At 63.1% G+C, this 23448-nt stretch carries 23 protein-coding genes and 1 tRNA gene; 12 read left to right on the top strand and 12 right to left on the bottom strand.

Annotated features, from left to right (window positions below):
• Nucleotides 1-54: 54 nt before the first annotated feature.
• Both MOP87_RS17470 and MOP87_RS17465 read left to right on the top strand, forming a co-directional pair.
• On the top strand, nt 55-192 hold the full coding sequence (locus MOP87_RS17470; RefSeq protein WP_165919232.1) for a hypothetical protein: 138 nt from the start codon (nt 55-57) through the stop codon (nt 190-192).
• A gap of 78 nt (nt 193-270) precedes the next feature.
• Nucleotides 271-1431, top strand: a complete 1161-nt coding sequence (locus MOP87_RS17465; RefSeq protein WP_088523234.1) for an MFS transporter — start codon at nt 271-273, stop codon at nt 1429-1431.
• 77 nt (nt 1432-1508) lie between these two features.
• On the opposite strand, the gene MOP87_RS17460 is transcribed toward MOP87_RS17465, so the two are convergent.
• Entirely contained in the window at nt 1509-2462 is a 954-nt protein-coding gene (locus MOP87_RS17460) for a FecR domain-containing protein (RefSeq protein ID WP_242809856.1), read from the bottom strand.
• Nucleotides 2449-2964, bottom strand: a complete 516-nt coding sequence (locus MOP87_RS17455) for a sigma-70 family RNA polymerase sigma factor (RefSeq protein ID WP_027915459.1) — start codon at nt 2962-2964, stop codon at nt 2449-2451. Before MOP87_RS17455 ends, MOP87_RS17460 begins: the two co-directional genes overlap by 14 nt.
• Nucleotides 2965-3135: 171 nt before the next feature.
• On the opposite strand from MOP87_RS17455, the gene MOP87_RS17450 reads away from it, so the two are divergent.
• The 3 genes from MOP87_RS17450 to MOP87_RS17440 are packed head-to-tail and all read left to right on the top strand — an operon-like array spanning nt 3136 to nt 7325.
• Nucleotides 3136-3741 carry a DNA-3-methyladenine glycosylase 2 family protein gene (locus MOP87_RS17450; protein WP_242809855.1) on the top strand — a complete coding sequence of 202 codons (606 nt, stop codon included), beginning with the start codon at nt 3136-3138 and terminating at the stop codon, nt 3739-3741.
• Nucleotides 3742-3795: 54 nt separating this feature from the next.
• Nucleotides 3796-4851 carry a bifunctional DNA-binding transcriptional regulator/O6-methylguanine-DNA methyltransferase Ada gene (gene ada, locus MOP87_RS17445; protein ID WP_028688098.1) on the top strand — a complete coding sequence of 352 codons (1056 nt, stop codon included), beginning with the start codon at nt 3796-3798 and terminating at the stop codon, nt 4849-4851.
• A 56-nt stretch (nt 4852-4907) separates the two neighbouring features.
• Nucleotides 4908-7325: a DUF3772 domain-containing protein gene (locus tag MOP87_RS17440; RefSeq protein ID WP_242809854.1), complete on the top strand. Its 2418-nt coding sequence runs from the start codon at nt 4908-4910 to the stop codon at nt 7323-7325.
• A gap of 1 nt (nt 7326) precedes the next feature.
• On the opposite strand, the gene MOP87_RS17435 is transcribed toward MOP87_RS17440, so the two are convergent.
• Nucleotides 7327-8127: a helix-turn-helix transcriptional regulator gene (locus MOP87_RS17435; RefSeq protein WP_242809853.1), complete on the bottom strand. Its 801-nt coding sequence runs from the start codon at nt 8125-8127 to the stop codon at nt 7327-7329.
• Nucleotides 8128-8225: 98 nt separating this feature from the next.
• Here MOP87_RS17435 and MOP87_RS17430 point away from each other — a divergent pair, with 98 nt between their 5' ends.
• Nucleotides 8226-9686, top strand: a complete 1461-nt coding sequence (locus MOP87_RS17430) for an MFS transporter (RefSeq protein WP_242809852.1) — start codon at nt 8226-8228, stop codon at nt 9684-9686.
• Nucleotides 9687-9808: 122 nt separating this feature from the next.
• Here MOP87_RS17430 and ychF read toward each other — a convergent pair whose 3' ends face one another.
• The 8 genes from ychF to MOP87_RS17390 all read right to left on the bottom strand — a co-directional run bounded on the left by ychF (nt 9809) and on the right by MOP87_RS17390 (nt 16610).
• Nucleotides 9809-10909, bottom strand: a complete 1101-nt coding sequence (ychF, locus tag MOP87_RS17425) for a redox-regulated ATPase YchF (RefSeq protein ID WP_027915453.1) — start codon at nt 10907-10909, stop codon at nt 9809-9811.
• A gap of 24 nt (nt 10910-10933) precedes the next feature.
• A complete protein-coding gene (pth, locus tag MOP87_RS17420) occupies nt 10934-11518 on the bottom strand; it encodes an aminoacyl-tRNA hydrolase (RefSeq protein WP_027915452.1) in 585 nt (194 codons plus the stop codon).
• Nucleotides 11519-11597: 79 nt separating this feature from the next.
• A complete protein-coding gene (locus tag MOP87_RS17415; RefSeq protein ID WP_027915451.1) occupies nt 11598-12197 on the bottom strand; it encodes a 50S ribosomal protein L25/general stress protein Ctc in 600 nt (199 codons plus the stop codon).
• 120 nt (nt 12198-12317) lie between these two features.
• Nucleotides 12318-13259: a ribose-phosphate pyrophosphokinase gene (locus MOP87_RS17410; RefSeq protein ID WP_003247410.1), complete on the bottom strand. Its 942-nt coding sequence runs from the start codon at nt 13257-13259 to the stop codon at nt 12318-12320.
• 48 nt (nt 13260-13307) lie between these two features.
• Nucleotides 13308-13382, bottom strand: a tRNA-Gln gene (locus tag MOP87_RS17405).
• Between the two features lie 19 nt (nt 13383-13401).
• Nucleotides 13402-14262, bottom strand: coding sequence for a 4-(cytidine 5'-diphospho)-2-C-methyl-D-erythritol kinase (ispE, locus tag MOP87_RS17400; RefSeq protein WP_242809851.1), 861 nt, complete (start codon nt 14260-14262; stop codon nt 13402-13404).
• Between the two features lie 4 nt (nt 14263-14266).
• Complete coding sequence (gene lolB / locus MOP87_RS17395) at nt 14267-14884, bottom strand: lipoprotein insertase outer membrane protein LolB (protein WP_023533208.1); 618 nt, start codon at nt 14882-14884, stop codon at nt 14267-14269.
• 4 nt (nt 14885-14888) lie between these two features.
• Entirely contained in the window at nt 14889-16610 is a 1722-nt protein-coding gene (locus MOP87_RS17390; protein WP_027915449.1) for a tetratricopeptide repeat protein, read from the bottom strand.
• 846 nt (nt 16611-17456) lie between these two features.
• On the opposite strand from MOP87_RS17390, the gene MOP87_RS17385 reads away from it, so the two are divergent.
• The 6 genes from MOP87_RS17385 (at nt 17457) to murI (ending at nt 22686) form a co-directional block, all read left to right on the top strand.
• Nucleotides 17457-17654 (top strand): hypothetical protein, encoded by a 198-nt coding sequence (locus tag MOP87_RS17385; RefSeq protein WP_242809850.1) that lies wholly within the window; start codon nt 17457-17459, stop codon nt 17652-17654.
• A gap of 306 nt (nt 17655-17960) precedes the next feature.
• Nucleotides 17961-19238: a glutamyl-tRNA reductase gene (gene hemA, locus MOP87_RS17380; protein WP_027916625.1), complete on the top strand. Its 1278-nt coding sequence runs from the start codon at nt 17961-17963 to the stop codon at nt 19236-19238.
• Nucleotides 19235-20317, top strand: a complete 1083-nt coding sequence (gene prfA / locus MOP87_RS17375) for a peptide chain release factor 1 (protein WP_027916624.1) — start codon at nt 19235-19237, stop codon at nt 20315-20317. Before hemA ends, prfA begins: the two co-directional genes overlap by 4 nt.
• Nucleotides 20317-21147 (top strand): peptide chain release factor N(5)-glutamine methyltransferase, encoded by an 831-nt coding sequence (gene prmC / locus MOP87_RS17370; protein ID WP_242809849.1) that lies wholly within the window; start codon nt 20317-20319, stop codon nt 21145-21147. Before prfA ends, prmC begins: the two co-directional genes overlap by 1 nt.
• Entirely contained in the window at nt 21141-21896 is a 756-nt protein-coding gene (locus tag MOP87_RS17365) for a molybdopterin-synthase adenylyltransferase MoeB (protein ID WP_059183640.1), read from the top strand. Before prmC ends, MOP87_RS17365 begins: the two co-directional genes overlap by 7 nt.
• Nucleotides 21889-22686 carry a glutamate racemase gene (murI, locus tag MOP87_RS17360; protein WP_145281035.1) on the top strand — a complete coding sequence of 266 codons (798 nt, stop codon included), beginning with the start codon at nt 21889-21891 and terminating at the stop codon, nt 22684-22686. The genes MOP87_RS17365 and murI overlap by 8 nt, the downstream gene beginning before the upstream one ends.
• A 43-nt stretch (nt 22687-22729) precedes the next feature.
• Here murI and MOP87_RS17355 read toward each other — a convergent pair whose 3' ends face one another.
• Nucleotides 22730-23431: an SDR family oxidoreductase gene (locus tag MOP87_RS17355; RefSeq protein WP_033695226.1), complete on the bottom strand. Its 702-nt coding sequence runs from the start codon at nt 23429-23431 to the stop codon at nt 22730-22732.
• Nucleotides 23432-23448 lie beyond the last annotated feature (17 nt).

Raw genomic sequence — 23448 nt, 5'->3', positions numbered from 1 at the left:
TGCTCTGGCCTAGAGTGCCGCCTCTTGCTCACTTTCTGCGTAGTAGCCAAAGCAATGCGCCGTTTCCAGTCCTTGCCCTGTTGCCGTCAGCCTGCCCTGGATGGGCTGCGCCGTGCCTGGCCGAGTGACACCGTGCTCAAGCGCCGCCGCAGCGTCCTGTTTGCCTTCACCTTCTCGCCACACCTGAACTGATCAGCATTTGAACAGCGTCCGCCGTGCTGGTGGGTGCGTTTTTGTCTGCACGTCTTATCGGTTTGCTGGGAGTGGTTCATGAACATGCGTTTGCTGGCGGGCTTGCTGTTCGCCGTTTCGGTCGTGGGATTCAGCCTGGGCGCGACCCTGCCGCTGGTGTCGTTGCGTCTGCACGAGGCTGGCGCAGGCACCCTCGAAATCGGGATGATTTCCGCCATCCCCGCGGCCGGCATGATGCTGTCGGCATTCCTGGTGGATGCCTGTTGCCGGTATTTCAAGCGACGCACGCTCTATTTGCTGTGTTTCAGCCTGTGCACGCTCAGCATCGGCCTGCTGGAGCCTGCATTCGCCTCGTTGTGGGGGCTGGCGGTTTTGCGCCTGGCGTTGGGCCTTGGCATGGGTATCGCGATCATTCTCGGGGAATCGTGGGTCAACGAACTGTGCCAGGAACATAACCGCGGCAAGATCATGGCCCTCTACGCCACCAGCTTTACCGGTTTCCAGGTGCTTGGACCGGCGATGCTGGCGGTGCTCGGTGCCCACAGCCCATGGATCACTGGCGTGGTCACGGCCTGCTATGGCCTGGCGTTGGCGTGCATTGTGGTAACGGTTCCCAATGACCGGGTGCTGCACGCTGAAGACGACAAGAGCTTCGGACTGGCCGGCTTCTTCCGCGTGGCCCCGGCCCTGTGCGTGGCCGTGCTGTTCTTCTCGTTTTTCGATGCGGTGGTGCTCTCGCTCTTGCCGGTGTATGCCAGCAGCCACGGATTTGCTGTGGGCGTGGCGGCACTGATGGTGACCGTGGTGTTCGCAGGGGACATGCTGTTCCAACTGCCGCTGGGCTGGCTTGCCGATCGCGTCGAGCGCACTGGCCTGCACCTGGCGTGCGGGGTAGTAGCCATGGCCATTGGCATAGGGTTGCCCTGGTTGCTGAACATGACGTGGCTGTTGTGGCCGTTGCTGGTGGTGTTGGGCGCGGTCGCGGGCGGTATCTATACCCTGGCGCTGGTGCTGATAGGCCAGCGTTTCAAAGGGCAGGACCTGGTCACCGCCAATGCCAGCGTCGGGCTGTTGTGGGGCGTCGGCAGCCTGGTAGGGCCGCTGATCAGCGGTGCCGCCATGGACGTCGCGCCCCACGGGCTGCCCATGGCACTGGCATTGATGGCCGGTCTGTTCGTGTGCTTTGCACGGCAGTCTCATCGGCGTGAGCAGCCGTCGTGCACACCCTCTGAAAACTAGCAGACTTCCGTGCAGGAACGGCCTTGCAGGTTACTCAAGTGGTTGCCAACTGGCGCCCCGGACGGCCATGCCGAGACCTAAGCGGCATCGATGTTGACCCAATACCGGGTGTGGTAATCGATACGCACCGGCAGGCTGCGGGCCAGTAGCTGCAGGATCTGATTGGTGTCGGCCAGCTGGTAGGTCCCGGAAACCTTGAGGTTCGCCACCGCTGGCGCGCAGCGCAGCAGGCCGGGGCGGTATCGGTTTAGCTCGGCGACGAAATCCGCCAGCGGCATTTGCCGAACGCTGAGTACACCTTCCGTCCAGCCCCAAGGGTCACTGGGCGGCGTGATGGCCTGATGGCCTCCATTGGCCTGCACGCGCAAGGTCTCGCCGGAATGTACCCGCACTGGCGTGGCACCGGTCATCACCGTGGCTTCGCCCCGGCGCACCGCCACCAGTAAGTCGTGATCGCTCTGGCGCACCAGCAGTTGCCCGTCGAGGATGCGCAGGGTGGCCACTCGGGTATTGATGAAGAACGGGCGCTTGTCGGCAGGGTTGCTGTCCAGGCTGACTTCACCGCGCAGAAGCGCCAGGCGGCGTTGGCCCGCCGTGAAACGCAGGTCGATGGCACTGGCGGTGTTCAGTTGGATGCGGCTGCCATCGCTGCCTTGCAGTTGTCGGCGCTCGCCGGTGGCCGTGGCACTGTCGGCCAGCAGCTCTGGCAGGCCCAGCGGCTCACGCGCCATCCACCCAAGGCCGCTGCCGACCACCAGCAAGGCCCCCAGCTTGAGCTGGTCGCGCCGGCTGATGCCTTGGCGTTCGCTGCCTTGCAGGGTACGACGGCTGAGGTCCTTGGGCAGCCCGGCGAGCTCATCGCCCAGGTTGCTGACGCGCTGCCAGGCCAACCCATTGTGAGGGTGCAAGGACAACCACCGTTGGAACTGCGCCTGGGCATCCGGGCCGGGGCTGCCGAAGCGTAGCCTGACCAACCAGTCGATGGCCTGGTCGACACGGGCCTGGGCCGGTGCTTCGTCAGGCGTCGGCATAACGCAACCGGTAGCAAGTCTTGAGCGCCTTGGCCAGGTCGCGCTCCACGGTCGCTTTCGAAACGCCCAGCAGCAAGCTGATCTGGATGATGCTCAGCCCGTCCAGTTGCGCATGCAGAAAGGCTTGGCGAGCACGCGGCTTGAGCTGGTGCAGGGCACGGTCGAGCCGCTCCAGGCTATCGAGGATGACCAGCCTGTGTTCTTCGCTCGGGATGTCGGTTTCGGGTAGATGTGCCAGGCTGTCCTGGTAGGCCCGCTCCAGCGCCCGGCGACGAAACTGGTCGATCATCAGGCCACGGGCGATGCTGCTGAGGTAGGCGCGAGGCTCTTTCAAAGGCGAGGTCTGCCGGGCGCGCAACAGCCGCACGAAGGTGTCCTGGGCCAGGTCGGCTGCATGTTCGCTGCAACCGACGCGACTGCGCAGCCAGCCGCGCAACCACGCATGGTGGGATTGGTAGAGCAGGGCGACCTCGGTCGGTTTGAGCGTGTCGGGAAGCTGCATCGTCGCCACGGTCGGTTCCTGTCAGGTGTGATTGTGAATGGTTCTCAATTCTATGCGGGTAGGGCTGTGGCGAGCAATGCTCCCTCAGGAATTACTTGCGCAAGATCTGGCAGTCGGCCGATGAGTGGCTGGGTTAAGCTGGCATCTCCTCTGGTCGATGGAGCCGCTTCAATGTTGATCGACGCCGAACCTGTCGCCTACCGGCAAGCGGCCGAGTACCTGAGTGGGCTGGATGCGGACTGGGCACGGCACATCGCCGCCGTCGGCCCCTGCCGCCACCGTACTACTCCGGGGCGCGAACCCTTCGAGGCACTGGTGAGGTCGGTCGCTTACCAGCAACTGCACGCCCGTGCAGGCGACGCCATCCTTGGACGACTGCTGGCGCTGTTTGGGCAAGAGGTTTTCCCCACGCCTAACCAATTGCTGGCAGCGGACCCCGCCGCCTTGCGCAGCTGCGGCTTTTCGGCCAGCAAGCTGGGCACGGTGCTGGGCATTGCCCAAGGTCGCCTGGACGGTGTCGTGCCAACCCGCGAGCAGGCCCTGGGCATGACTGACGACGAATTGATCGAGCGCCTGGTGACCCTGCGTGGGGTAGGGCGATGGACGGTAGAGATGCTGCTGATCTACAGCCTGGAGCGTCTGGATGTGCTGCCGGTAGACGACTTTGGCGTACGCGAAGGCTATCGACGGCTCAAGGCTATGGAAAAAGCGCCGACGCCTGCACAGATGCGCGCCTTGGGCGCCGCCTGGCGACCCTATCGCACCATCGCTGCCTAGTACTTGTGGCGGGCCTGAGCGCCTGCCGAACTGCACTTAGCCCGGAAGACGAACATGACAACCTATACCACTCCCGAGCAGCGCTGGCAGGCCGTCGCGGCGCGTGTTGCCGAGGCGGCGGACCATTTCGTCTATGCCGTGCGCACCACCGGTATCTACTGTTATCCAGGCTGCAAGGCCAGGCTGCCCCTGCGTAACAATCTGGAGTTCTTCGAGTCCCCGGCATTGGCCGAGGCAGCAGGCTACCGCGCCTGCAAGCGCTGCGCGGGCCCGCCTGCCATGTCGGCGCGTACGCGGCGCCTGGTCAGCAGTGCCTGTCGCCTGATCGAGGCGTGCGATCTACCGCCCAGCCTGGCGCAGTTGGGCGAGCGCCTGGCCGTCAGCCCGTTCCATTTACATAGGCTGTTCAAGGCGCAAACCGGCCTTACCCCCAAGGCCTATGCCGAGGCCTTCCGCGCCCAACGCCTCAGGACCAGCCTGGGGCAGGGGCAGGGCTCGGTCACCGATGCCATTTTCGAGGCGGGCTACAACTCCAGCAGCCGCTTCTATGCCGGCGCCGAGCAGCGCCTGGGCATGCCACCACGGCAGTTTCGCGCAGGTGGCGCCGGGGTGACCATCCGCTTCGCCGTGGGCCAGTGCTCGCTAGGTGCCATCCTGGTCGCCCAGAGCGAAAAGGGCATCTGCGCGATCTTGCTTGGCGATGAGCCCGAGGCGCTGGTGCATGCCCTGGAAGACCAGTTCTGCAACGCCGAGCTGGTGGGTGCCGATGCCGAGTACGAACGGGTCGTGGCGCAGGTCATCGGGTTCGTCGAGGCGCCGGCGCTCGGTCTGGACCTGCCGCTGGATGTGCAGGGCACCGTCTTTCAGGAGCGCGTGTGGCAGGCGCTGCGTGAAGTACCTGCCGGCTGCCGGGTCAGCTACAGTGACATCGCCCAGCGCATAGGCGCCCCCACGGCGGTGCGGGCAGTGGCCAAGGCCTGCGCGGCCAACCGTATTGCCGTGGCCATTCCGTGCCACCGGGTGGTGCGCCGGGACGGCGACATCAGTGGCTACCGCTGGGGGATCGAGCGCAAACGGCAATTGTTGGCACGCGAAACAGCCCTCTCCTGATGGCCCGAAGCGGCGTAGAATCGCTTGCCAGATCGAATTGCAAAGAGGAATGTTCGATGAGGCGTGTCAGCCTTGCCCGCTTTAGTCACAGCCTGATGCTGTTGCTGGCGCTGATCGTGGCAGCGTCCAACCCAGCCTGGTCGGCGCCGGCCCCTGCGGCGACGGCGCAGGCTGCCGCCGACGCACCGGCACTGGACGAAACCGCGACCGTTGACCAGCTCAGCGACCGGCTGGACCAGATTCGCCAGGGCGTCACCAGTGACGCCAACGATGACCTGCTGGCGCAATTGCGCATGGCGGCCGTGCAGGTCCAGCGCCAGGCCGATGCCTTGAGCACCCAGCGTGCAGCCGATGCGCAGAAGGTGGATGACCAGTTGAAAGTCATCGGCCCGGCGCAGCCGGACGAGCCTGCGCCCTTGACCCAGCAGCGCAAGGCGCTGGAGGCCGAGAAGAAAACCCTGATGGCCCAGCAGAACCAGGCCACCAAGCTGACCCAGTCGGCGCGGGACCTCTCCACGCAGATCGTCAACCTGCGCCGCAGCCTGTTCAACTCGCAGATATCCAGCCGGGCAGCGTCGCCGTTGAGCCCTGCGTTCTGGCAGAGCATGATCCGCCCGACCCAGGACGACGTGGCACGGCTGCATGACCTGCGTGGCGAGATCACGGATGCGCTCGACAGTGCCCTGAGCGCCGAACACCGCTGGCTCTTCTTCGCCAGCCTGATCGCCTCGATCCTGGTATGGACCCTGGTGCGAGGGTTGCTGGAGCGGCTGCTGGCCAGGTCCATGGTGCGCTGGTTGCCAGAGGGGCGCTTGCGTCGCAGTGCCTTGGCCGTGGGCGTAAGCCTGGCGACCCTGGGCACCATTGCCGGCTCGGTATCGTTGCTGCGCTGGGGCGTTGAAAGCAGTGCGCAACTGGGTTCGGACCTGGCCAGCCTGACCGACCACATCCTTGCCCTGGTGGTGTTCAGCGCCTTCATTACCGGCCTTGGCCGGGCACTGTTGATGTTGCAGCGCCCCTCCTGGCGTTTGCCGGCGATTGCGGATGAAGTGGCCGAGGCCCTGGGCTGGTTCCCCAAGGTGTTGGCACTGGCCTTGATGGTGATGATGACCCTGGAGCGGGTCAACAGTGTGATCGGCGTCAGCCTGGCCCTGACCGTAGCGGTCAATGGCCTTACCGCTCTGGTGGTGGCGTTGATTTTCGCCGGCGCCCTGATGGCCTACCGCCGTGCTCGGCGTCGGCATGGTATTGACCGGGCAACGGGCCTGGCCGGTTTGATCCCGTTCGTGATGGTGGTGTGGCTGGCTGCGATCCTGCTATCACTGATCACCGGCTACCTGACCCTGGCCTATTACCTGACCGCCAAGCTGCTGTGGGTCAGCCTGGTCGTCACGTGCGCCTACTTGCTCACGACGTTCCTGAGTGATCTGTGCGAAATGCTGCTCTCGCCTCGCCAACCGGGTGGCCTGGCGCTGGCGTCCACGCTGGGCCTGGCACCACGGCACCAGGCGCAGGCGAGCACGGTGCTGGCCGGCATTGGCCGCACCGTCGTGGTGATCCTGGCCCTGCTGCTGACTTTGATGCCGTCGGGCACCAGCCCCAGTGAACTGTTGCTGAGCTTGGGGGACTGGGACGGCACGGGCGGCAAGCTGCTCGGCAACCTGAACATCGTGCCCCAGGACATCGTGCTGGCCCTCGGCATCCTGGCTGGCGGGATGCTGGCCATTCGTGTGGTCAAGCGCTGGTTGAGTGAACGCCTGCTGCCGGAAACCGACATGGACGCCGGCATGCGCGCCTCGCTGGTCACCCTGGTGGGTTACCTGGGCTTCCTCTTCCTGGCCATGCTGGTGATGTCGACCCTGCACATCAACCTCACCAGCCTGACCTGGGTGGTGAGTGCCTTGTCGGTCGGTATTGGTTTCGGTCTGCAGCAGATCGTGCAGAACTTCATCTCCGGCCTGATCCTGCTCACCGAACGCCCGGTCAAGGTGGGCGACTGGGTGAGCTTGGCGGGTGTCGAGGGAGATATCCGTCGTATCAATGTGCGCGCCACCGAGATCCAGATGTCGGACCGCTCCACTGTGATCGTGCCCAACTCGCAGTTCATCTCCCAGAACGTGCGCAACGTGACCATGGGTAATGCCCTGGGTGTGGTCGGTATTACCCTGACCTTGCCCCTGGACACTGACGCCAACCGGGTCCGTGAGCTGCTGCTGACCGCCTTCCAGGAGCACGAGGCCATCCTCGAAGCACCGGCGCCATCGGTGTCGTTCAAGGACCTGACCAATGCGGGCATGGTAATTGGCGTCAGCGGTTATGTGGCAGGACCGCGGTTGGTGGGCGGGGCCCGCAGTGACCTGCTGTTCACCATACTGGGGCGCCTGCGCGATGAAGGTATCGCCCTGTCGGCGCCGCAGAGCATGGTGCTGCTGCAGGACGGGCAACGCCTGGACGACGCTGAAAAAGACGCGTGACCTATGGGCTGCCTGGCAGCCCATCTTGACGTGCGTACACCACCAGCCGAAGGTGCCGGTCTTCATCGACGGTCAGCGAGGTATGCTCGAACGGCTGGGCCTGTCCATCAATGACCAGTTGGCGCACACCGCTGCAGGGCGCGTGCACGTCGTGGGTGCGCCAGCCGGCCTTGAAGGCTGGCGAGACGTGCTCCAGTTCGTCCACCAACGCGTGGATATCGGCCTCTCGCGTGGCCCGGGCAAAGTCGCGGCGAAAGCTTGCCAGCATCAGCGGGGCCTGGCTGTCCCAGTCGTGCAAGCGCCCATGCACTGTTGGGTCGGTGAACAGCAGCCAGAGCAGATTGCGCCGCTCAGGCGGGTGCGCGGCGAACCCGAACAGTGCGTCGGCAGGCCCATTGGACCCCAGCACATCCCAGCGCAGGTTGAGGACGAAGGCCGCGTGCGGCAGGTCGTGCATCAAACGCCGTACCAGCGACGGCAAGACACACCAGGTCTTGCCTGGCTCAGCGGGTGGACGGGCATGTGCCAACAGGAACAGATGGCGACGCTCGGCGGCATCGAGTTTCAATACCCGCGCCAGGTTGTCCAGAAAACTGGCCGACACGCCGATGTCGCGGCCCTGCTCCAGCCAGGTGTACCAGGTCAGTCCGACACCCGCGAGCGCGGCAACCTCTTCGCGTCGAAGCCCAGGTGTGCGCCGGCGGCCGCCGCTTGGCAAACCGACGTCCTCGGGCGACAGGCGCTCGCGCCGCGAGCGCAGGAAGTCGGCCAGATCGGATCGTGTACGTTGCAGCGTTCGCATGGCGTGTCTCGTTGCTTTGAGTAATAGCATAAACGGTTAAATTGTAATGGGTTATGGGCCATCCCAGAATGCCTGTGTCTAAATTCTGGAAAGGCACGATGAACGCCAATACTCCTCTCCCGTTAACGCCCCCACATCGCCTTGGAAGCCCGCCGTGGGTAGGTCTGTCGGTACTTTTGCTGGCAGGCTTCGTGACGATCTTCGACCTGTTCGTGGTCAACGTCGCCATCCCGAGTCTGCAGACCGGGTTGAACGCAAGCTTCGCGCAAATCGGTTTCATCGTGGCCGGCTATGAGCTGGCGTTCGGCGTGTTGCTGATTACCGGGGGGCGCTTGGGGGACGTATTTGGCCGTCGCCGGTTGTTCATCGTCGGTATGGCAGGGTTTACCGTGGCATCGGCGTTATGCGGCCTGGCGCCCAGTGCTGCTTTTCTGATCAGTGCGCGGGTTGTACAGGGGCTGGCCGCCGCGCTGTTGTTCCCTCAGGTCTATGCTTCGATCCGGGTCAACTTCGATGCCCAGGACAGCCGCCGCGCGTTCGGCTTGCTGGGGATGACGCTGGGGCTGGCTGCCATAGCGGGGCAGGTGCTGGGCGGCTGGATGGTGCATGCTGACCTGTTCGGATCAGGCTGGCGCAGCATCTTTCTGATCAATGTGCCTATTGGGTTGCTGGCCATCGTGGCGGCGCGCTATATCCCCGAGAGCCGCGCCCCCCAGCGCCCGGACCTGGACTGGGCAGGCGTGGCGCTGGTCAGCCTGGGCCTGGCATTGCTGCTTGTGCCGCTGATCGAAGGACCGGGGCAGGGGTGGCCTGCCTGGAGTTTCTGCGCGCTCGGCCTGGCACTGGCCTTGCTCGCGCTGTTCAAGCGACAGCAGGAACGGCGACGAGCGACCGGCAACTTGCCATTGGTGGATATGCAACTGCTGGCGCAGCGTCGCTTTGCACTGGGTGCGCTACTGGTGCTGGTGGTCTATTCCACATCCAGTTCCTTCTTTCTGTGCTTCGCCTTGTTGATGCAAAGCGGGCTGGGTCTGGATCCCTTCAGGGCCGGCAGCATCTTCGCACCCTGCAGTGTTGGTTTCGTGCTGGCATCGCTCGCTGCCCCGCGGCTGGTTGCGCGCTGGGGAATACGTGCCATCGTGGCAGGGGCATTGCTGTATGCCCTATCGATCGGGTTGCTCATTGCCCAGGTGCAGACGGCAGGCGCGCAGTTGGTAGCCGTTCGGCTGATCCCGGTACTGATCGTGGTGGGGGCGGGCCAGGGGTTGGTGATGACCCCTTTGCTCAACCTGGTGCTGGCCTTGGTTGACGAAGCGAAAGCGGGCATGGCCTCGGGCGTGATCTCAACCGTGCAGCAGGTCGGTGCGGCGCTGGGGGTGGCCGTAGTTGGGATTTTCTTCGCGGCGGCCCTGCCAGGGGCGGAGGGCTCATTCGTTCAGGCCGGTCAGTATGTGCATGGGTTTGTGGCTGGCATGCTCTACAACCTGGGTGCCGCAGTGATGGTGATCGCCTTGCTGGTGATGCTGGCAGGCGAGCAGCGGTCTGGGGGAGGTGAGTAGGCACAATGCACCGGTGCAATGCTCTTGCTTTTTCCGGGCTTGAATAAAAACAGGAGCGTTCGGCAGGCCCTCGATTGGGCTACTGAACGCTCCTGCTTGTTTACGCCGTGGTTGTCAGCGGATCAGACGTTGAAGCGGAAGTGCATCACGTCGCCATCTTTGACGATGTAATCCTTGCCTTCCAGACGCCACTTGCCGGCTTCCTTGGCGCCGCTCTCACCCTTGTACTGGATGAAATCGTCATAGGCCACGACTTCGGCACGGATGAAGCCTTTCTCGAAGTCGGTGTGGATCACCCCGGCCGCTTGTGGGGCGGTGGCGCCTACGCGCACGGTCCAGGCACGTACTTCCTGCACGCCGGCCGTGAAGTAGGTCTGCAGGTTCAGCAACTCGTAACCGGCACGGATTACACGGTTCAGGCCAGGTTCTTCCAGGCCCAAGGCCTCGAGGAACATGTCCTTTTCCTCACCGTCGTCCAGCTCGGCGATTTCCGCTTCGATCTTGTTGCACACCGGTACGACCACAGCACCTTCTTCTTCGGCGATGGCCTTCACTACGTCCAGGTGCGGGTTGCTCTCGAAACCGTCCTCGGCGACGTTGGCGATGTACATCACCGGCTTGCTGGTCAGCAGGTGGAAGCTGCGGATCAGGGCCTTTTCGTCGGCGCTCATGTTCTTCATCAGGCTGCGCGCTGGCTTGCCTTCGGTGAAGTGCGGGATCAGCTGTTCCAGAATGGCCTTCTGCGCCAGGGCTTCCTTGTCGCCACCCTTGGCGTTGCGGGCCACTTTCTGCAACTGCTTTTCGCAGCTGTCGAGGTCGGCAAAGATCAGTTCGAGGTCGATGATCTCGATGTCGCGCTTGGGATCGACGCTGTTGGAAACGTGAATCACGTTCTCGTCTTCGAAGCAGCGCACCACGTGGGCGATGGCGTCGGTTTCGCGGATGTTGGCGAGGAACTTGTTGCCCAGGCCTTCGCCTTTCGAAGCACCGGCCACCAGGCCTGCAATGTCGACGAATTCCATGGTGGTGGGCAGAATGCGGTTGGGCTTGACGATTTCAGCCAGCGCATTGAGGCGCGCATCGGGCATGGGCACGATACCGCTGTTCGGCTCGATGGTGCAGAAAGGGAAGTTCTCTGCCGCGATGCCAGACTTGGTCAGGGCGTTGAACAGGGTGGACTTGCCGACGTTGGGCAGGCCGACGATGCCGCAATTGAAACCCATGGGTATTCCCCTCTCTAAAGGAAATCAGGCCTTCTGGCTGTGCAGCTCGCGCATCGCCTTGGCGAAGTCGCCAGCGAGCACGTCCGGCAGCACACCGAGGGCAAAGTCGATGCTGGCGTCGAGCTTCTCCTGCTCGGCACGCGGTGCGCGGCCCAGGACGAAGTTGGAGACCAGCTTGGCATCGCCTGGATGGCCAATACCGAGCCGCAGGCGATGGAAGTCGTTCTGGTTGCCGAGCTGCGCGATGATGTCGCGCAGGCCGTTGTGCCCACCATGGCCGCCGCCGCGCTTGAGCTTGGCAACGCCGGGAGGCAGGTCGAGTTCGTCATGCGCCACCAGTATGGCCTCCGGCTTGATCCGGAAGAAATTGGCCAACGCCGCCACGGACTGGCCGCTACGGTTCATGTAGGTGGTGGGGATCAGCAGGCGAACATCGTTGCCCTGATGGCTGAACTTAGCCGTCAGGCCGAAATATTTCTTGTCAACGGTCAGCGAGATGCGCTGGGCGCTGGCAATGCGTTCAACGAAAAGAGCCCCTGCGTTATGCCGGGTCTGTTCGTATTCGGGGCCGGGGTTACCCAGGCCGACGATCAACTGGATGGCGGTCACGTCAGGGGCTCTTCCTTGGAGTTGGTGGGTTACAGGGCGCGCGGCACTGTAACCCGATCAACGCCGGCGTGCGAGTGGATTACTCGGCAGCGCCTTCTTCCTCAGCTTCAGCGGACACGCGTGGGGCGTGAACGTTGGCAACTGCTTTGTCATCACCGTGGGCCAGAGCGACGAACTCTACGCCTTTAGGCGCTTTCAGGTCCGACAGGTGGATGATGGTGCCGATTTCAGCATTGGCCAGGTCGACCTCGATGAATTCAGGCAGGTCTTTGGCTTCGCAGGAAACTTCCAGCTCCGACTCAACGTGCGAAATTTCGCCGCCTTTCTTGACCGGGCCTTCTTCGTTGATGAAGTGAACCGGTACCTTGGCGGTCAGTTTCTGGCCAGCAACGACGCGGATGAAGTCGGCGTGCATGATGAACTGCTTGGCCGGGTGGCGCTGCATGGCCTTGATGATGACGTTCTGCTTGACGCCGTCGACGTTCAGTTCGATGACGTGGCTGAAGGCAGCTTCGTTTTCGAACAGCTTGGTGATTTCCTTGGCCACGATGGTCAGGGATTGAGCTTCTTTATCACCACCGTAGACTACGGCTGGGATGCTGGCGGAGTGACGCAGGCGGCGGCTCGCACCTTTCCCCAGGTCAGTACGCACTTGGGCGTTCAGATTGAAATCAGTCATTTTGTTTCTCCAAAATAGCCCCCCGAGGGCGTTTGCGACCAGCGCCAACGGGGATGGCAAAAAAGCCCCGCCCCAGCGGATGTGCTGGGGCGGGGCGCTTTTCGTCAGCGTGCGTTCCGCTTAGCGGAACATCGCGCTGATCGATTCTTCGTTGCTGATGCGGCGAACCGCTTCGGCGACAACCGGTGCGATATCCAACTGGCGGATACGGTCACAGGCTTGAGCAGCGGCGGACAGTGGAACGGTGTTGGTCACCACCAGCTCGTCCAATACCGACTTCTCGATGTTCTCGATCGCGCGGCCCGACAGGACAGGGTGCGTGCAATAGGCGTAAACCTTGGCAGCGCCGTGCTCTTTCAGGGCTTTGGCCGCATGGCACAGGGTGCCGGCGGTGTCGACCATGTCGTCTACCAGGATGCAGGTGCGCCCTTCGACGTCGCCGATGATGTGCATCACTTCGGAGTGATTGGCCTTTTCACGGCGTTTGTCGATGATACCCAGGTCGACACCCAGGGACTTGGCGACAGCGCGTGCGCGCACGACACCACCGATGTCCGGGGAGACGATCATCAGGTTCTCGAAACGCTGGTCTTCGATATCGTCGACCAGTACGGGCGAGCCGTAGATGTTGTCGACCGGGATATCGAAGAAACCCTGGATCTGGTCAGCGTGCAGGTCGACGGTGAGTACACGGTCGATACCCACGACAGTGAGCATGTCAGCGACGACTTTGGCGCTGATGGCTACACGTGCCGAACGCGGACGGCGGTCCTGGCGGGCGTATCCGAAGTAAGGAATCACGGCGGTGATTCGGGAAGCTGAGGAGCGGCGGAAGGCGTCGGCCATCACTACCAGTTCCATCAGGTTATCGTTGGTCGGTGCACAGGTCGGCTGAATAATGAAGACGTCTTTACCGCGGACATTTTCATTGATCTCAGTGCTGATTTCGCCGTCGGAGAATTTACCGACAGAGACGTCACCGAGAGGGATATGCAGCTGACGTACGACACGCCGAGCCAGATCGGGGTTAGCGTTCCCCGTAAAGACCATCATCTTGGACACGCGCAGTACCTGAAGGCTGAGGGTATACCTGGATGAGTATAAGGAAAATGGCAGGGGCGGCTGGATTCGAACCAACGCATGGCAGGATCAAAACCTGCTGCCTTACCGCTTGGCGACGCCCCTGTATCTGTTGCTGCGAGCGCTAGGCACTCGACTTCTTGACCAGACTTTGCAGCTTGCGATGCAACATCGAAATATTGCTTCCTTTCGCCACAAACCCTGTTTGGGTCGCTGAAAGAAGGGCCAGAACTTTATCAGCTTCGGCTTTGCTTGGGAAGGCCCCAAACACACAACTTCCAGTTCCGGTTAGTCGAGCCTCTGTGAACTTCCCCAGCGAATTCAGCGCGTTGCGAACTTCCGGGTAATTCTGCTCTACCACCGGTTGGCAGTCATTTCGACTGTTTCCCTTGGGAACGGGGCGCATCTTAAGGGGGAGAGAATCACGTGTCAACTGCGGATGTGAAAAAATTTCTGCTGTGCTTACAGACACTTGCGGAACTAGCACCACATACCACGGCTGTTCCGGATCGACCGGCGTGAGCTGTTCGCCCACCCCCTGGGCAAAGGCGGCATGCCCGCGCACGAATACCGGGACATCGGCACCCAGGCCGAGGCCCACGGCCGCCAGGCGATCTTCATCCCACTCCAGCTGCCACAAGTGAGCAAGGCCAAGCAGGGTGGTGGCGGCATCCGAGCTGCCGCCGCCGATGCCGCCGCCCATCGGCAGCACCTTGTTCAGCCAGATGTCCGCGCCCAGGGGCGTGCCCGATTGGGCCTGCAGTTGGCGAGCGGCACGCACGATCAGGTTGCTGTCATGGGGCACGGTATCGAGGTCGCTGTGCAGGCGGATGACACCGTCTTCCCGCACGGCGAAGCTCAGCTCGTCACCGTGGTCGAGAAACTGGAAGACCGTTTCGAGTTCGTGGTAGCCATCGGCACGGCGGCCAATGATGTGCAGCCACAGGTTCAGCTTGGCCGGCGCGGGCAGGGTGAGCGCTTGCATCGACTCAGTGTCCTAGCTGGCGGGGCTGCCAGTCCTTGACCACCAGGGTCACGTCCAGGTCCTTGCCGTGTAGCTTGAGGCGTTCGGGCAGCCAGTAACCGTTGTGCTCGGCATAGCTCAGGTACTCGACCTGCCAGCCGTCCTGTTCGAGGCTGGCCAGGCGGCTGTCGCCGTCGAGGGTCAGCTTGCTCTTGGTATCCGGTGCTGGCAGGCCGCGCACCCACCAGACCAGGTGGGAAACGGGCAGCTTCCAACCCAGTTGTTCTTCCAGCAGCGCTTCGGGGCTGGTGGCTTCGTAGCGGCCCTGGTTAGCCACTTCCAGCACCACGGCGTCAGGCCGGCCGGTCAGGCGTGCGGCCCCACGGCCCAGTGGCCCGGCCAGGCGAATGTCGAAATAGTCCTGGCGCTGCAGCCAGAACAGGGTGCCACTGCCTGAGTCGCGTGGGGCACGGATGCCCACCTTGCCGTTGATCTGCCAGCCGTCGAGGCTGCTCAACTGCTGTTTGTGGGCACGCCACTGCTGCGGGTCGCCGTGGCCCTGCAGGGCCTCGCGGCTGCCGATGCCGGCGCAGCCGGCCAGGAGGGCGATGAGGGTGAAGGTAACGAAGTGGCGCAATAGCATGGTCTTAAAGGGTCTCGGATCCGGTCAGGCGTAGGAGGGTCTTGCGCAGCACAGGGCTGTCGGCCTGGGCTTCGAAGCCCTTGGCCCACACTTGGCGAGCTTCGCGCCGCTTGCCGTTGGCCCAGAGCACCTCGCCCAGGTGGGCGGCGACTTCATGGTCGGGGAAGCTGGCGAAGGCCTGACGCAGGTAATCCTCTGCTTTGTCGAGGTTGCCCAGGCGATAGTTCACCCAGCCCAGGCTATCGAGCACCGCCGGATCGTCCGGGGTCAGCTGATGAGCCTTGTCGATCAGGGCCTGGGCTTCGGCGTAGCGGGTGGTGCGGTCGGCCAGGGTATAACCAAGGGCATTCAGGGCCATGGCGTTTTCCGGCTCACGGGCAATGATGGCGCGCAGGTCCTTTTCCATCTGGGCAAGGTCATCGCGCTTTTCGGCGAGCATGGCACGGGTGTAGAGCAGGTTGAGGTCGTCCGGGTAGCGCTGGATGGCTTGTTGCAGCACCTGGCTGGCCTGGGCGTCCTTGTTGTTATTGCTGTAGCTTTCCGATTCGATCAGGAAAAGCTGAATCGCGTAGTCGGGCTGGGCCTCGCGGGCTTCGGCCAACAGGCGAGAGGCTTCGGTGCCGCGGCCGTTGGCGATCAGGATGTCGGCCTGACGCAGTTGCGCGGCCAGGTAATCGGGCCCTGGCCCTACCAGGGCGTATTGGCGCAGGGCACCTGCCGGGTCGTGGCGCTCTTCGCGGATACGGCCAAGGTTCAAGTGCGCGGCATCGGTGTTGCTGTCGCGTTCGACCAACTCCTGCAGGTAGCCTTCGGCTTCGTCCCACTCCTTGTTCTCAAGGCACACCAGTGCCAGGGAATAGCGCAGCTCATCGTCCTCGGGATACTGCTGGACCAGGCTGACGAATTCACCCTTGGCGTCGGCAATGCGGTCCTGTTCGACCAAGGTCCGGGCATAGGTGAGCCGCAGGCGCTTGTCGTCGGGGTTGTCGCGAATCGCCTTGCGCAGCAGGGGGAGGGCTTCAGGGCCACGGTCCAGGGCTTGCAGCAAGCGAGCGCGCAGCAGGATGGGTGCGATTTCGCCGTTTTGTGGCGCGTGCGATTCGAGCAGCTCAAGCGCCTCTTCGGCCTTGCCGTCCTGGTTCAGCAGCAAGGCCTTGCCGAAGATCAACTGACCGTTGTCGGGGTACTTGGCCAACAGGCGTTCGAAGCTTTGTAGCAGACCGTCGCGTGTGCTCTGGTCGGTTTCGGCAGCCGACAGGGCCAGAAAATCGAAATGGGTATCGCCCTGGCCTTGCAGGACTTTTTCCATATAGGCCATGGCATCGTCATAGCGGCCTGCGCGGGCCAGCTGGATGGCGGCGGCGCGTTGCGCATCGAGGTTCTGCGGGTCGTTGCGGGCCCAGATGAGGGCGTTGTCTAGCGCCGGTTCATCGGCGCCCAGGTATTCGGCAATGCGGTAGGCGCGCTCGGAGACGCCTGGGTCCTGGGTTCGCGCGGCCTCGTCGGTGTAGTTGGCCAAGGCGATGTCGAAGCGATTGCGTTGCCCGGCGAGCTCGGCTACCAACAGGTTATAGAGCGTATCCTGCTTGAACGAGCCGTACACCATGGGCTTCTCGGCTTCGGGTTTGCCGACGTCGGCGGCAGCCGGCTCGGCCTTGTGCGCGGGCAGGCTCTGGCAACCCTGGAGCAGGGCGAAGGCAAGCAGCAATGCGTAGGGTCTGTTCATAGAGGGCTTATAAGGAGACTCACCGGCGGTTGGGGCATGATGACACAAGCGCGGTGGCAAACCCACCGGGCCAAGGTATGAAGCGGATCCTTCGCTTATGAAGACCGCGACATTAGGATGTGGTTCGGCTTGCAGCGCGGGAGGTGGCCAGGTCGGCGGACTACGGACCTGTGCGTGGCCATCGCGCAAGGGCTTGCTGCTGGCAAGCCCGCAGTATACCCGCCTCCATCCTAGTGCCCATGCCATGCCCATGCTTTTGCATCTGCTTTTGCTTCTAAGTGCGCGGTAGCTCAGGCGCCGCAGATCGCGACTTCAGGAGGCCGAGCGCAGGGCTTGCGCAGGGAGGTGACTGGCATGGATGCCCGTCAAGCGCTGGCCCCCAGGATGGGGCCTGCAGCGCGGTCCTCCCGGGAGCAAGCCCGGAGCGAGGGGACCCCGGAGCGTAGCGTAGTGGCCGGATGATAGGAGCAGGCGGTTTTTGCTTACTTTTTGACAAGACAAAAAGTGAGCCGCCGTAAGGGCGGAAGGGTGATTGTGCGCCACCTGCACCAATGAATACCAACTTGCTGTATGCGCCCACGCTTTGAAGTTTGAAGTTTGAAGTCTGGTTGGATTGGTGTGGGTATTGATAGAGCGCATAGTCCATTTGCGATGGGGACGCTTAATCACCTTTTCGCCCTTACGGCGAGTTACTTTTTGTCAAACGCCACAAAAAGTAACCAAAAAAGGCTGCGCTCCGTTCATACGGCCCCTACGCTGCGCTTCGGGGTTCCCTCACTCCGGTCTTGCTCCCGGGAGGACCGCGCTGTAGGCCCCATCCTGGGGCCCAGCGCTTGACAGGCATCCATGCCTGTCACCTCCCTCCGCAAGACCTGCGTTCGGCCTTCTGAAGTCGCGAAGATCAAAAGCAAGATCAAGATCAAGATCAAGATCAAGATCAAGATCAAGATCAAGATCAAGATCAAGATCAAGATCAAAAGCAAGATCAAAAGCAAGATCAAAAGCAAGATTAAACGCTATGGAGTAAGGGGGAGTCAGTATTGAACTCAAGAGTCATGAGAGGTTGTGTTGGAAGCACGTGCGCAGCGCAAGGCCCGATAGCGACCTTGAACGTGAAGAAGTTGTAGCTCGGTGCAAGTCAGGCGCGCGTACTGTCGCCTTGAGCACCCCATCAAGGGGCGGGTAATAGCTGAATAACTACAACCTTGGAGGCCAGCGCCGGAAGTCCACAGCGTATCGGCAAGATCACCTCGACCCCGCCACACTATCGCCTCGATAGCGAACGGTGGTTGTCCTGCAACCTGCGAAAGAGGACAATTATCGGCTTCCTGTCACAACCAGCGATCTTGCATGGCCTTTCTTGCACTTGGTATCAACCATAAGACTGCCTCGGTAGACGTACGCGAGCGCGTGGCGTTTACCCCGGAGCAGCTGGTGGACGCCCTGCAGCAGCTCTGCCGCCTCACCACCAGTCGCGAGGCAGCGATCCTGTCCACCTGCAACCGCAGCGAGCTCTACATCGAGCAGGACCAACTGTCGGCCGATGCCGTGCTCCAGTGGCTGGCCGACTATCACCGCCTCAGCCTCGACGAACTGCGTGCCAGCGCCTACGTGCATGAAGAACACGACGCCGTCCGGCACATGATGCGCGTCGCCTCCGGCCTCGACTCACTGGTGCTCGGCGAACCGCAGATCCTCGGCCAGATGAAATCCGCCTATGCCGTTGCCCGCGAGGCCGGCACCGTCGGGCCGCTGCTCGGGCGCCTGTTCCAGGCCACGTTCAGCGCCGCCAAACAGGTCCGTACCGACACCGCCATCGGCGAAAACCCCGTGTCGGTCGCTTTCGCGGCCGTCAGTCTGGCCAAACAGATCTTCAGCGACCTCGCCCGCAGCCAGGCACTGCTGATCGGCGCCGGCGAGACCATCACCCTGGTCGCTCGCCACCTGCACGAGCAGGGCGTACGCCGCATCGTGGTGGCCAACCGTACGCTCGAGCGCGCCAGCACCCTGGCCGAACAGTTCGGCGCACATGCCGTGCTGCTCGCCGATATCCCCCAGGAACTCGCCAACAGCGATATCGTCATCAGCTCCACCGCCAGCCAGTTGCCGATTCTGGGCAAGGGCGCCGTCGAAAGCGCCCTCAAGCAGCGCCGACACAAACCCATCTTCATGGTCGATATCGCCGTCCCGCGCGACATCGAGACCGAAGTGGGCGAGCTCGACGATGTGTACCTGTATACCGTCGACGACCTGCATGACGTGGTTGCCGAAAACCTCAAGAGCCGCCAGGGCGCTGCCCAGGCCGCCGAAGAACTGGTGGCGGTGGGGGCCGAGGATTTCATGGTGCGCCTGCGAGAGCTGGCCGCTGTCGATGTGCTCCGGGCCTACCGCCAGCAAAGCGAGCGGCTGCGTGATGAAGAACTGCAAAAGGCCCAGCGCTTGCTGGCCAATGGTGGCAACCCTGAAGACGTATTGGCCCAATTGGCGCGCGGCCTGACCAACAAGCTCCTGCATGCGCCCAGCGTGCAGCTGAAAAAGCTCTCGGCCGAGGGCCGCCTCGATGCGCTGGCCATGGCCCAGGAACTCTTTGCCCTCGACGAGGGCTCCACGGACAAATCCCTGCAATGAAAGCGTCGCTGCTCAATAAACTGGACATTCTCCAGGACCGCTTCGAAGAACTCACCGCCTTGCTCGGTGATGCCGAGGTCATTTCCGACCAGACACGTTTTCGCGCCTATTCCCGCGAATATGCCGAAGTCGAGCCGGTGCACACGGCCTATCAGCAATGGCGCAAGGTTCAGGACGATCTTGAAAGCGCCCAGGCGCTGCTCAAGGACAGCGACCCGGACATGCGTGAAATGGCCGTGGAGGAAGTGCGTGAGGCCAAGGACCAGTTGGTGGCGTTGGAGTCGCAACTGCAGCGCATGTTGCTGCCCAAGGACCCCAACGACGGGCGCAACGTGTTTCTCGAGATTCGCGCCGGAACGGGTGGCGACGAAGCGGCGATCTTTTCGGGCGATCTGTTTCGCATGTATTCGCGCTACGCGGAAAAGCGCGGCTGGCGGCTGGAGATCCTTTCCGAGAACGAAGGCGAGCACGGCGGGTACAAGGAAATCATCGCCCGCGTCGAGGGCGAGAACGTGTACGGCAAGCTCAAGTTCGAGTCCGGCGCGCACCGTGTACAGCGCGTCCCCGAAACCGAATCCCAGGGCCGCATCCACACCTCGGCCTGCACCGTGGCGGTTTTGCCGGAGCCGGATGAACAAGCGGCCATCGAGATCAACCCAGCCGACTTGCGCGTGGACACCTACCGCGCGTCCGGCGCGGGCGGTCAGCACGTGAACAAGACCGACTCGGCCATCCGCATCACGCACTTGCCCACAGGCATTGTCGTCGAATGCCAGGAAGAGCGTTCCCAGCACAAGAACCGTGCGCGCGCCTTGTCCTGGTTATCGGCGAAGTTGAACGACATGCAGACCAGCGCCGCTCAGAACGCCATCGCCAGTGAGCGCAAACTGCTGGTGGGCTCCGGGGATCGCTCCGAACGCATCCGCACCTACAATTATCCACAGGGTCGGGTCACGGACCATCGCATCAATCTGACCTTGTACTCGCTGGACGACGTGCTCGCCGGTGGGGTCGATGCGGTGATCGAGCCCCTGCTGGCCGAATACCAGGCCGACCAACTGGCTGCACTGGGGGACTGATGACCATCATCGCCAGCCTGCTGCGCAACGCGCAGTTACCCGACTCGCCTACCGAGCGCCTGGATGCCGAGCTGCTGCTGGCGGCGGCGCTGGGCAAACCGCGCAGTTATTTGCACACCTGGCCAGAACGTATCGTCAGCAGCGAAGCTGCCCAGACCTACGACGGCTACCTGCAGCGGCGCAGGGAAGGCGAGCCCGTGGCCTACATTCTGGGCCAGCAGGGCTTCTGGAAGATCGATCTGGAAGTGGCCCCGCATACGCTCATCCCGCGCCCGGACACCGAACTGCTGGTCGAGACGGCACTGGAGTTGCAGCCTGCGCTGCCGGCCAGGGTGCTCGACCTGGGGACCGGCACCGGTGCAATTGCCCTGGCCCTGGCCAGCGAGCGACCGGCGTGGCAGGTAACGGCGGTGGATCGCGTGCCCGAGGCCGCCGCGTTGGCCGAGCGCAATCGCCAGCGGCTTGGTCTGGCCAACGTCCGCATCCAGGTCAGCCACTGGTTTGGGGGGCTTGCCGACGAGCGCTTCGACCTGATCGTCAGTAACCCGCCCTACATCGCGGCTTCAGACCCGCATCTGGTCGACGGTGACGTGCGCTTCGAGCCCAGCAGCGCGCTGGTAGCCGGGGTCGACGGTCTGGACGACCTGCGTGTCATCGCCGCCCAGGCGCCGAGCCACCTCACCCCTGGCGGTTGGCTTCTGCTCGAGCATGGTTACGACCAGGCTGATGCCGTCCAGGTGCTGTTGCGGGAAAACGGCTTTGTCGAGGTGAGCAGCCGCATCGACCTGGGCGGTCACCAGCGCATCACCGTGGGGCGCTTGCCATGCTAAGCGACCAGGAGCTGCTGCGCTACAGTCGGCAGGTATTGCTGTCCCAGATCGACATCGACGGCCAGCTGCGCCTCAAGCAGAGCAAGGCCCTGATCGTCGGACTCGGTGGCCTGGGCTCGCCTGTGGCGCTGTATCTGGCAGCTGCCGGCGTTGGCGAGCTGCACCTGGCGGATTTCGATACGGTCGACCTGACGAACCTGCAGCGCCAGGTCATCCATGACAGTGCCAGCGTGGGCATGAGCAAGGTCGACTCGGCCCTGCAACGTTTGCAGGCGATCAACCCGGAAATCGACCTGATCGCCCACCGCCAGGCGCTGGATGAAGACTCACTGGCCGCTGCCGTATCGGCAGTGGACCTGGTCCTGGACTGCTCGGATAACTTCGGTACACGTGAGGCGGTCAACGCGGCCTGCGTGGCGGCCGCGAAGCCCTTGGTCAGTGGCGCCGCAATACGCCTGGAAGGCCAGCTGTCGGTATTCGACCCGCGCCGGGACTACAGCCCCTGCTATCACTGCCTGTATGGCCATGGCAGCGAGGCCGAGCTGACCTGCAGCGAGGCTGGCGTGATCGGCCCCTTGGTGGGTCTGGTGGGCAGCTTGCAGGCGCTGGAGGCCATGAAGCTGCTGGCCGGCTTTGGCGAACCCTTGGTAGGGCGACTGTTGCTGATCGACGCCTTGGGCACGCGCATCCGTGAGTTGCGGGTCAAACGCGACCCTGGCTGCGCGGTGTGTGGCAAGCGCGATGGCTGAGCGCGAGGGGCCGGTCGGGGTGATGGACTCCGGGGTGGGGGGGCTGTCAGTGCTTGCCGAGATTCGTCAACGCTTGCCCAACGAAACGCTCCACTACCTCGCGGATTGTGGCCATGTGCCGTACGGGGAAAAGTCGCCGGACTACATTCGTGAACGCTGCCGCCACATCGCCGCCTTCTTTCATCAGCAAGGCGCCAAGGCGATGGTACTGGCCTGCAACACGGCTACCGTGGCTGCGGTGGCTGATCTGCGCGCGCACTATCCTCGCTGGCTGATCGTGGGCATGGAGCCGGCGGTCAAGCCTGCCGCAGCGGCTACCCGTTCAGGGATAGTCGGCGTGCTGGCCACGACCGGAACCTTGCAAAGTGCCAAGTTCGCCGCCTTGCTCGATCGCTTTGCCAGCAACGTGCAGGTGATCACCCAGCCTTGCCCCGGGCTTGTCGAACTGATCGAAACGGGAGACCTGAACAGCCCAGTGTTACGCACGTTGCTGGGCAGGTACGTTGAACCGCTTCTGGCGGCGGGCTGCGATACCTTGATACTGGGCTGCACGCATTATCCGTTCTTGAAACCCTTGCTGGCTGAAACGGTGCCCTCCCACGTGGCCGTCATCGATACGGGCGCAGCCGTGGCGCGCCAACTCGAACGCCTGCTCGCGGGTGCTGATCTGCTGGCACCCGGCCCGGCTCGGCCAACGCGGTTCTGGACCAGCGGCGATCCACGCGCGTTGATGGATATCCTTCCGGTGCTGTGGCATACCTCTCAAGACGTGGAACGTTTCACGTCCTGAGCACGTTGCACTGCTTGACTGCACGGCGTGTTGAGCCTCGCAGCTAGTGCTGCGGCAGCGGCCAGAGATTCGACGGGTTCAGCGTCTCGAGCACCAGCTCAGGCTCACGTGCAGGCAAGCGCGCCAGAAGCTCCAGCGCCGCTGTGTCGGCGGTCCAGTCTTCAGGCACCGCGCTGGCAGCCGTCACAGGGTTTTTCAGGGACTGCGGCGCTACCACTGTCAGCGCTATGCCGTTGGCGAGCAACGATGAACGCTGCTCCCTTACCCACTGCACGGCGTTGTTCCAGCCGGCAGGAAACTGCGTCGGCGCATAGAGCTGCGTGGCGGAGTAGCGGCTGAAAACCGCCATTATCTGGGGCGTATCGCCCTTGGCCAGCAAGGGCGTGGCGTACTCGAGGCAGTGCTGTGCCGCCTGAAGGTTGGTGGTGATCAGATGCTCGAACAACTCGCTGTCCGAGGTACCAGGAAGCACGTAATCACAGGTGGCGGCATTCAGGATCAAGCCATCCAATGAGCCCCAGGCGTCGCCGATCATGCGGCCTGCCTCGTCAGCATCGGGCTGCTGATGTAATTGGCCTGGAAGCCGCAGCAAGCGATCGCCATGGTGCAAGCACAAGCGATCGAGTTCCTCGCTTGCACCTGCACTGGCGGCGACCCGCTGCCCATTAGCTAAAAGATTGCGGACCAGTGCCAGGCCCAGCCCATCCGTTGCGCCCGTAACCCAAAAACTGCGTGAGCCACCCACGGCATTGCCCTCTATAC

The sequence above is a fragment of the Pseudomonas sp. I3-I5 genome (assembly GCF_022699445.1).
GTDB lineage: Bacteria > Pseudomonadota > Gammaproteobacteria > Pseudomonadales > Pseudomonadaceae > Aquipseudomonas > Aquipseudomonas fulva.
This window is presented reverse-complemented; position numbering and strand designations above follow the sequence as displayed.

What these genes read in the sequence shown, in the direction of transcription:
- murI (WP_145281035.1), top strand. Translation starts at nt 21,889, where the DNA reads ATGGCTGAGCGCGAGGGGCCGGTCGGGGTGATGGACTCCGGGGTGGGG.
- MOP87_RS17460 (WP_242809856.1), bottom strand. Translation starts at nt 2,462, where the DNA reads ATGCCGACGCCTGACGAAGCACCGGCCCAGGCCCGTGTCGACCAGGCC.
- MOP87_RS17435 (WP_242809853.1), bottom strand. Translation starts at nt 8,127, where the DNA reads ATGCGAACGCTGCAACGTACACGATCCGATCTGGCCGACTTCCTGCGC.
- ychF (WP_027915453.1), bottom strand. Translation starts at nt 10,909, where the DNA reads ATGGGTTTCAATTGCGGCATCGTCGGCCTGCCCAACGTCGGCAAGTCC.
- lolB (WP_023533208.1), bottom strand. Translation starts at nt 14,884, where the DNA reads ATGCTATTGCGCCACTTCGTTACCTTCACCCTCATCGCCCTCCTGGCC.
- MOP87_RS17415 (WP_027915451.1), bottom strand. Translation starts at nt 12,197, where the DNA reads ATGACTGATTTCAATCTGAACGCCCAAGTGCGTACTGACCTGGGGAAA.
- MOP87_RS17365 (WP_059183640.1), top strand. Translation starts at nt 21,141, where the DNA reads ATGCTAAGCGACCAGGAGCTGCTGCGCTACAGTCGGCAGGTATTGCTG.
- ispE (WP_242809851.1), bottom strand. Translation starts at nt 14,262, where the DNA reads ATGCAAGCGCTCACCCTGCCCGCGCCGGCCAAGCTGAACCTGTGGCTG.
- MOP87_RS17465 (WP_088523234.1), top strand. Translation starts at nt 271, where the DNA reads ATGAACATGCGTTTGCTGGCGGGCTTGCTGTTCGCCGTTTCGGTCGTG.
- prmC (WP_242809849.1), top strand. Translation starts at nt 20,317, where the DNA reads ATGACCATCATCGCCAGCCTGCTGCGCAACGCGCAGTTACCCGACTCG.
- MOP87_RS17450 (WP_242809855.1), top strand. Translation starts at nt 3,136, where the DNA reads ATGTTGATCGACGCCGAACCTGTCGCCTACCGGCAAGCGGCCGAGTAC.
- MOP87_RS17385 (WP_242809850.1), top strand. Translation starts at nt 17,457, where the DNA reads ATGCCTGTCACCTCCCTCCGCAAGACCTGCGTTCGGCCTTCTGAAGTC.
- MOP87_RS17440 (WP_242809854.1), top strand. Translation starts at nt 4,908, where the DNA reads ATGAGGCGTGTCAGCCTTGCCCGCTTTAGTCACAGCCTGATGCTGTTG.
- ada (WP_028688098.1), top strand. Translation starts at nt 3,796, where the DNA reads ATGACAACCTATACCACTCCCGAGCAGCGCTGGCAGGCCGTCGCGGCG.
- MOP87_RS17430 (WP_242809852.1), top strand. Translation starts at nt 8,226, where the DNA reads ATGAACGCCAATACTCCTCTCCCGTTAACGCCCCCACATCGCCTTGGA.
- hemA (WP_027916625.1), top strand. Translation starts at nt 17,961, where the DNA reads ATGGCCTTTCTTGCACTTGGTATCAACCATAAGACTGCCTCGGTAGAC.
- prfA (WP_027916624.1), top strand. Translation starts at nt 19,235, where the DNA reads ATGAAAGCGTCGCTGCTCAATAAACTGGACATTCTCCAGGACCGCTTC.
- MOP87_RS17470 (WP_165919232.1), top strand. Translation starts at nt 55, where the DNA reads ATGCGCCGTTTCCAGTCCTTGCCCTGTTGCCGTCAGCCTGCCCTGGAT.
- MOP87_RS17455 (WP_027915459.1), bottom strand. Translation starts at nt 2,964, where the DNA reads ATGCAGCTTCCCGACACGCTCAAACCGACCGAGGTCGCCCTGCTCTAC.
- MOP87_RS17390 (WP_027915449.1), bottom strand. Translation starts at nt 16,610, where the DNA reads ATGAACAGACCCTACGCATTGCTGCTTGCCTTCGCCCTGCTCCAGGGT.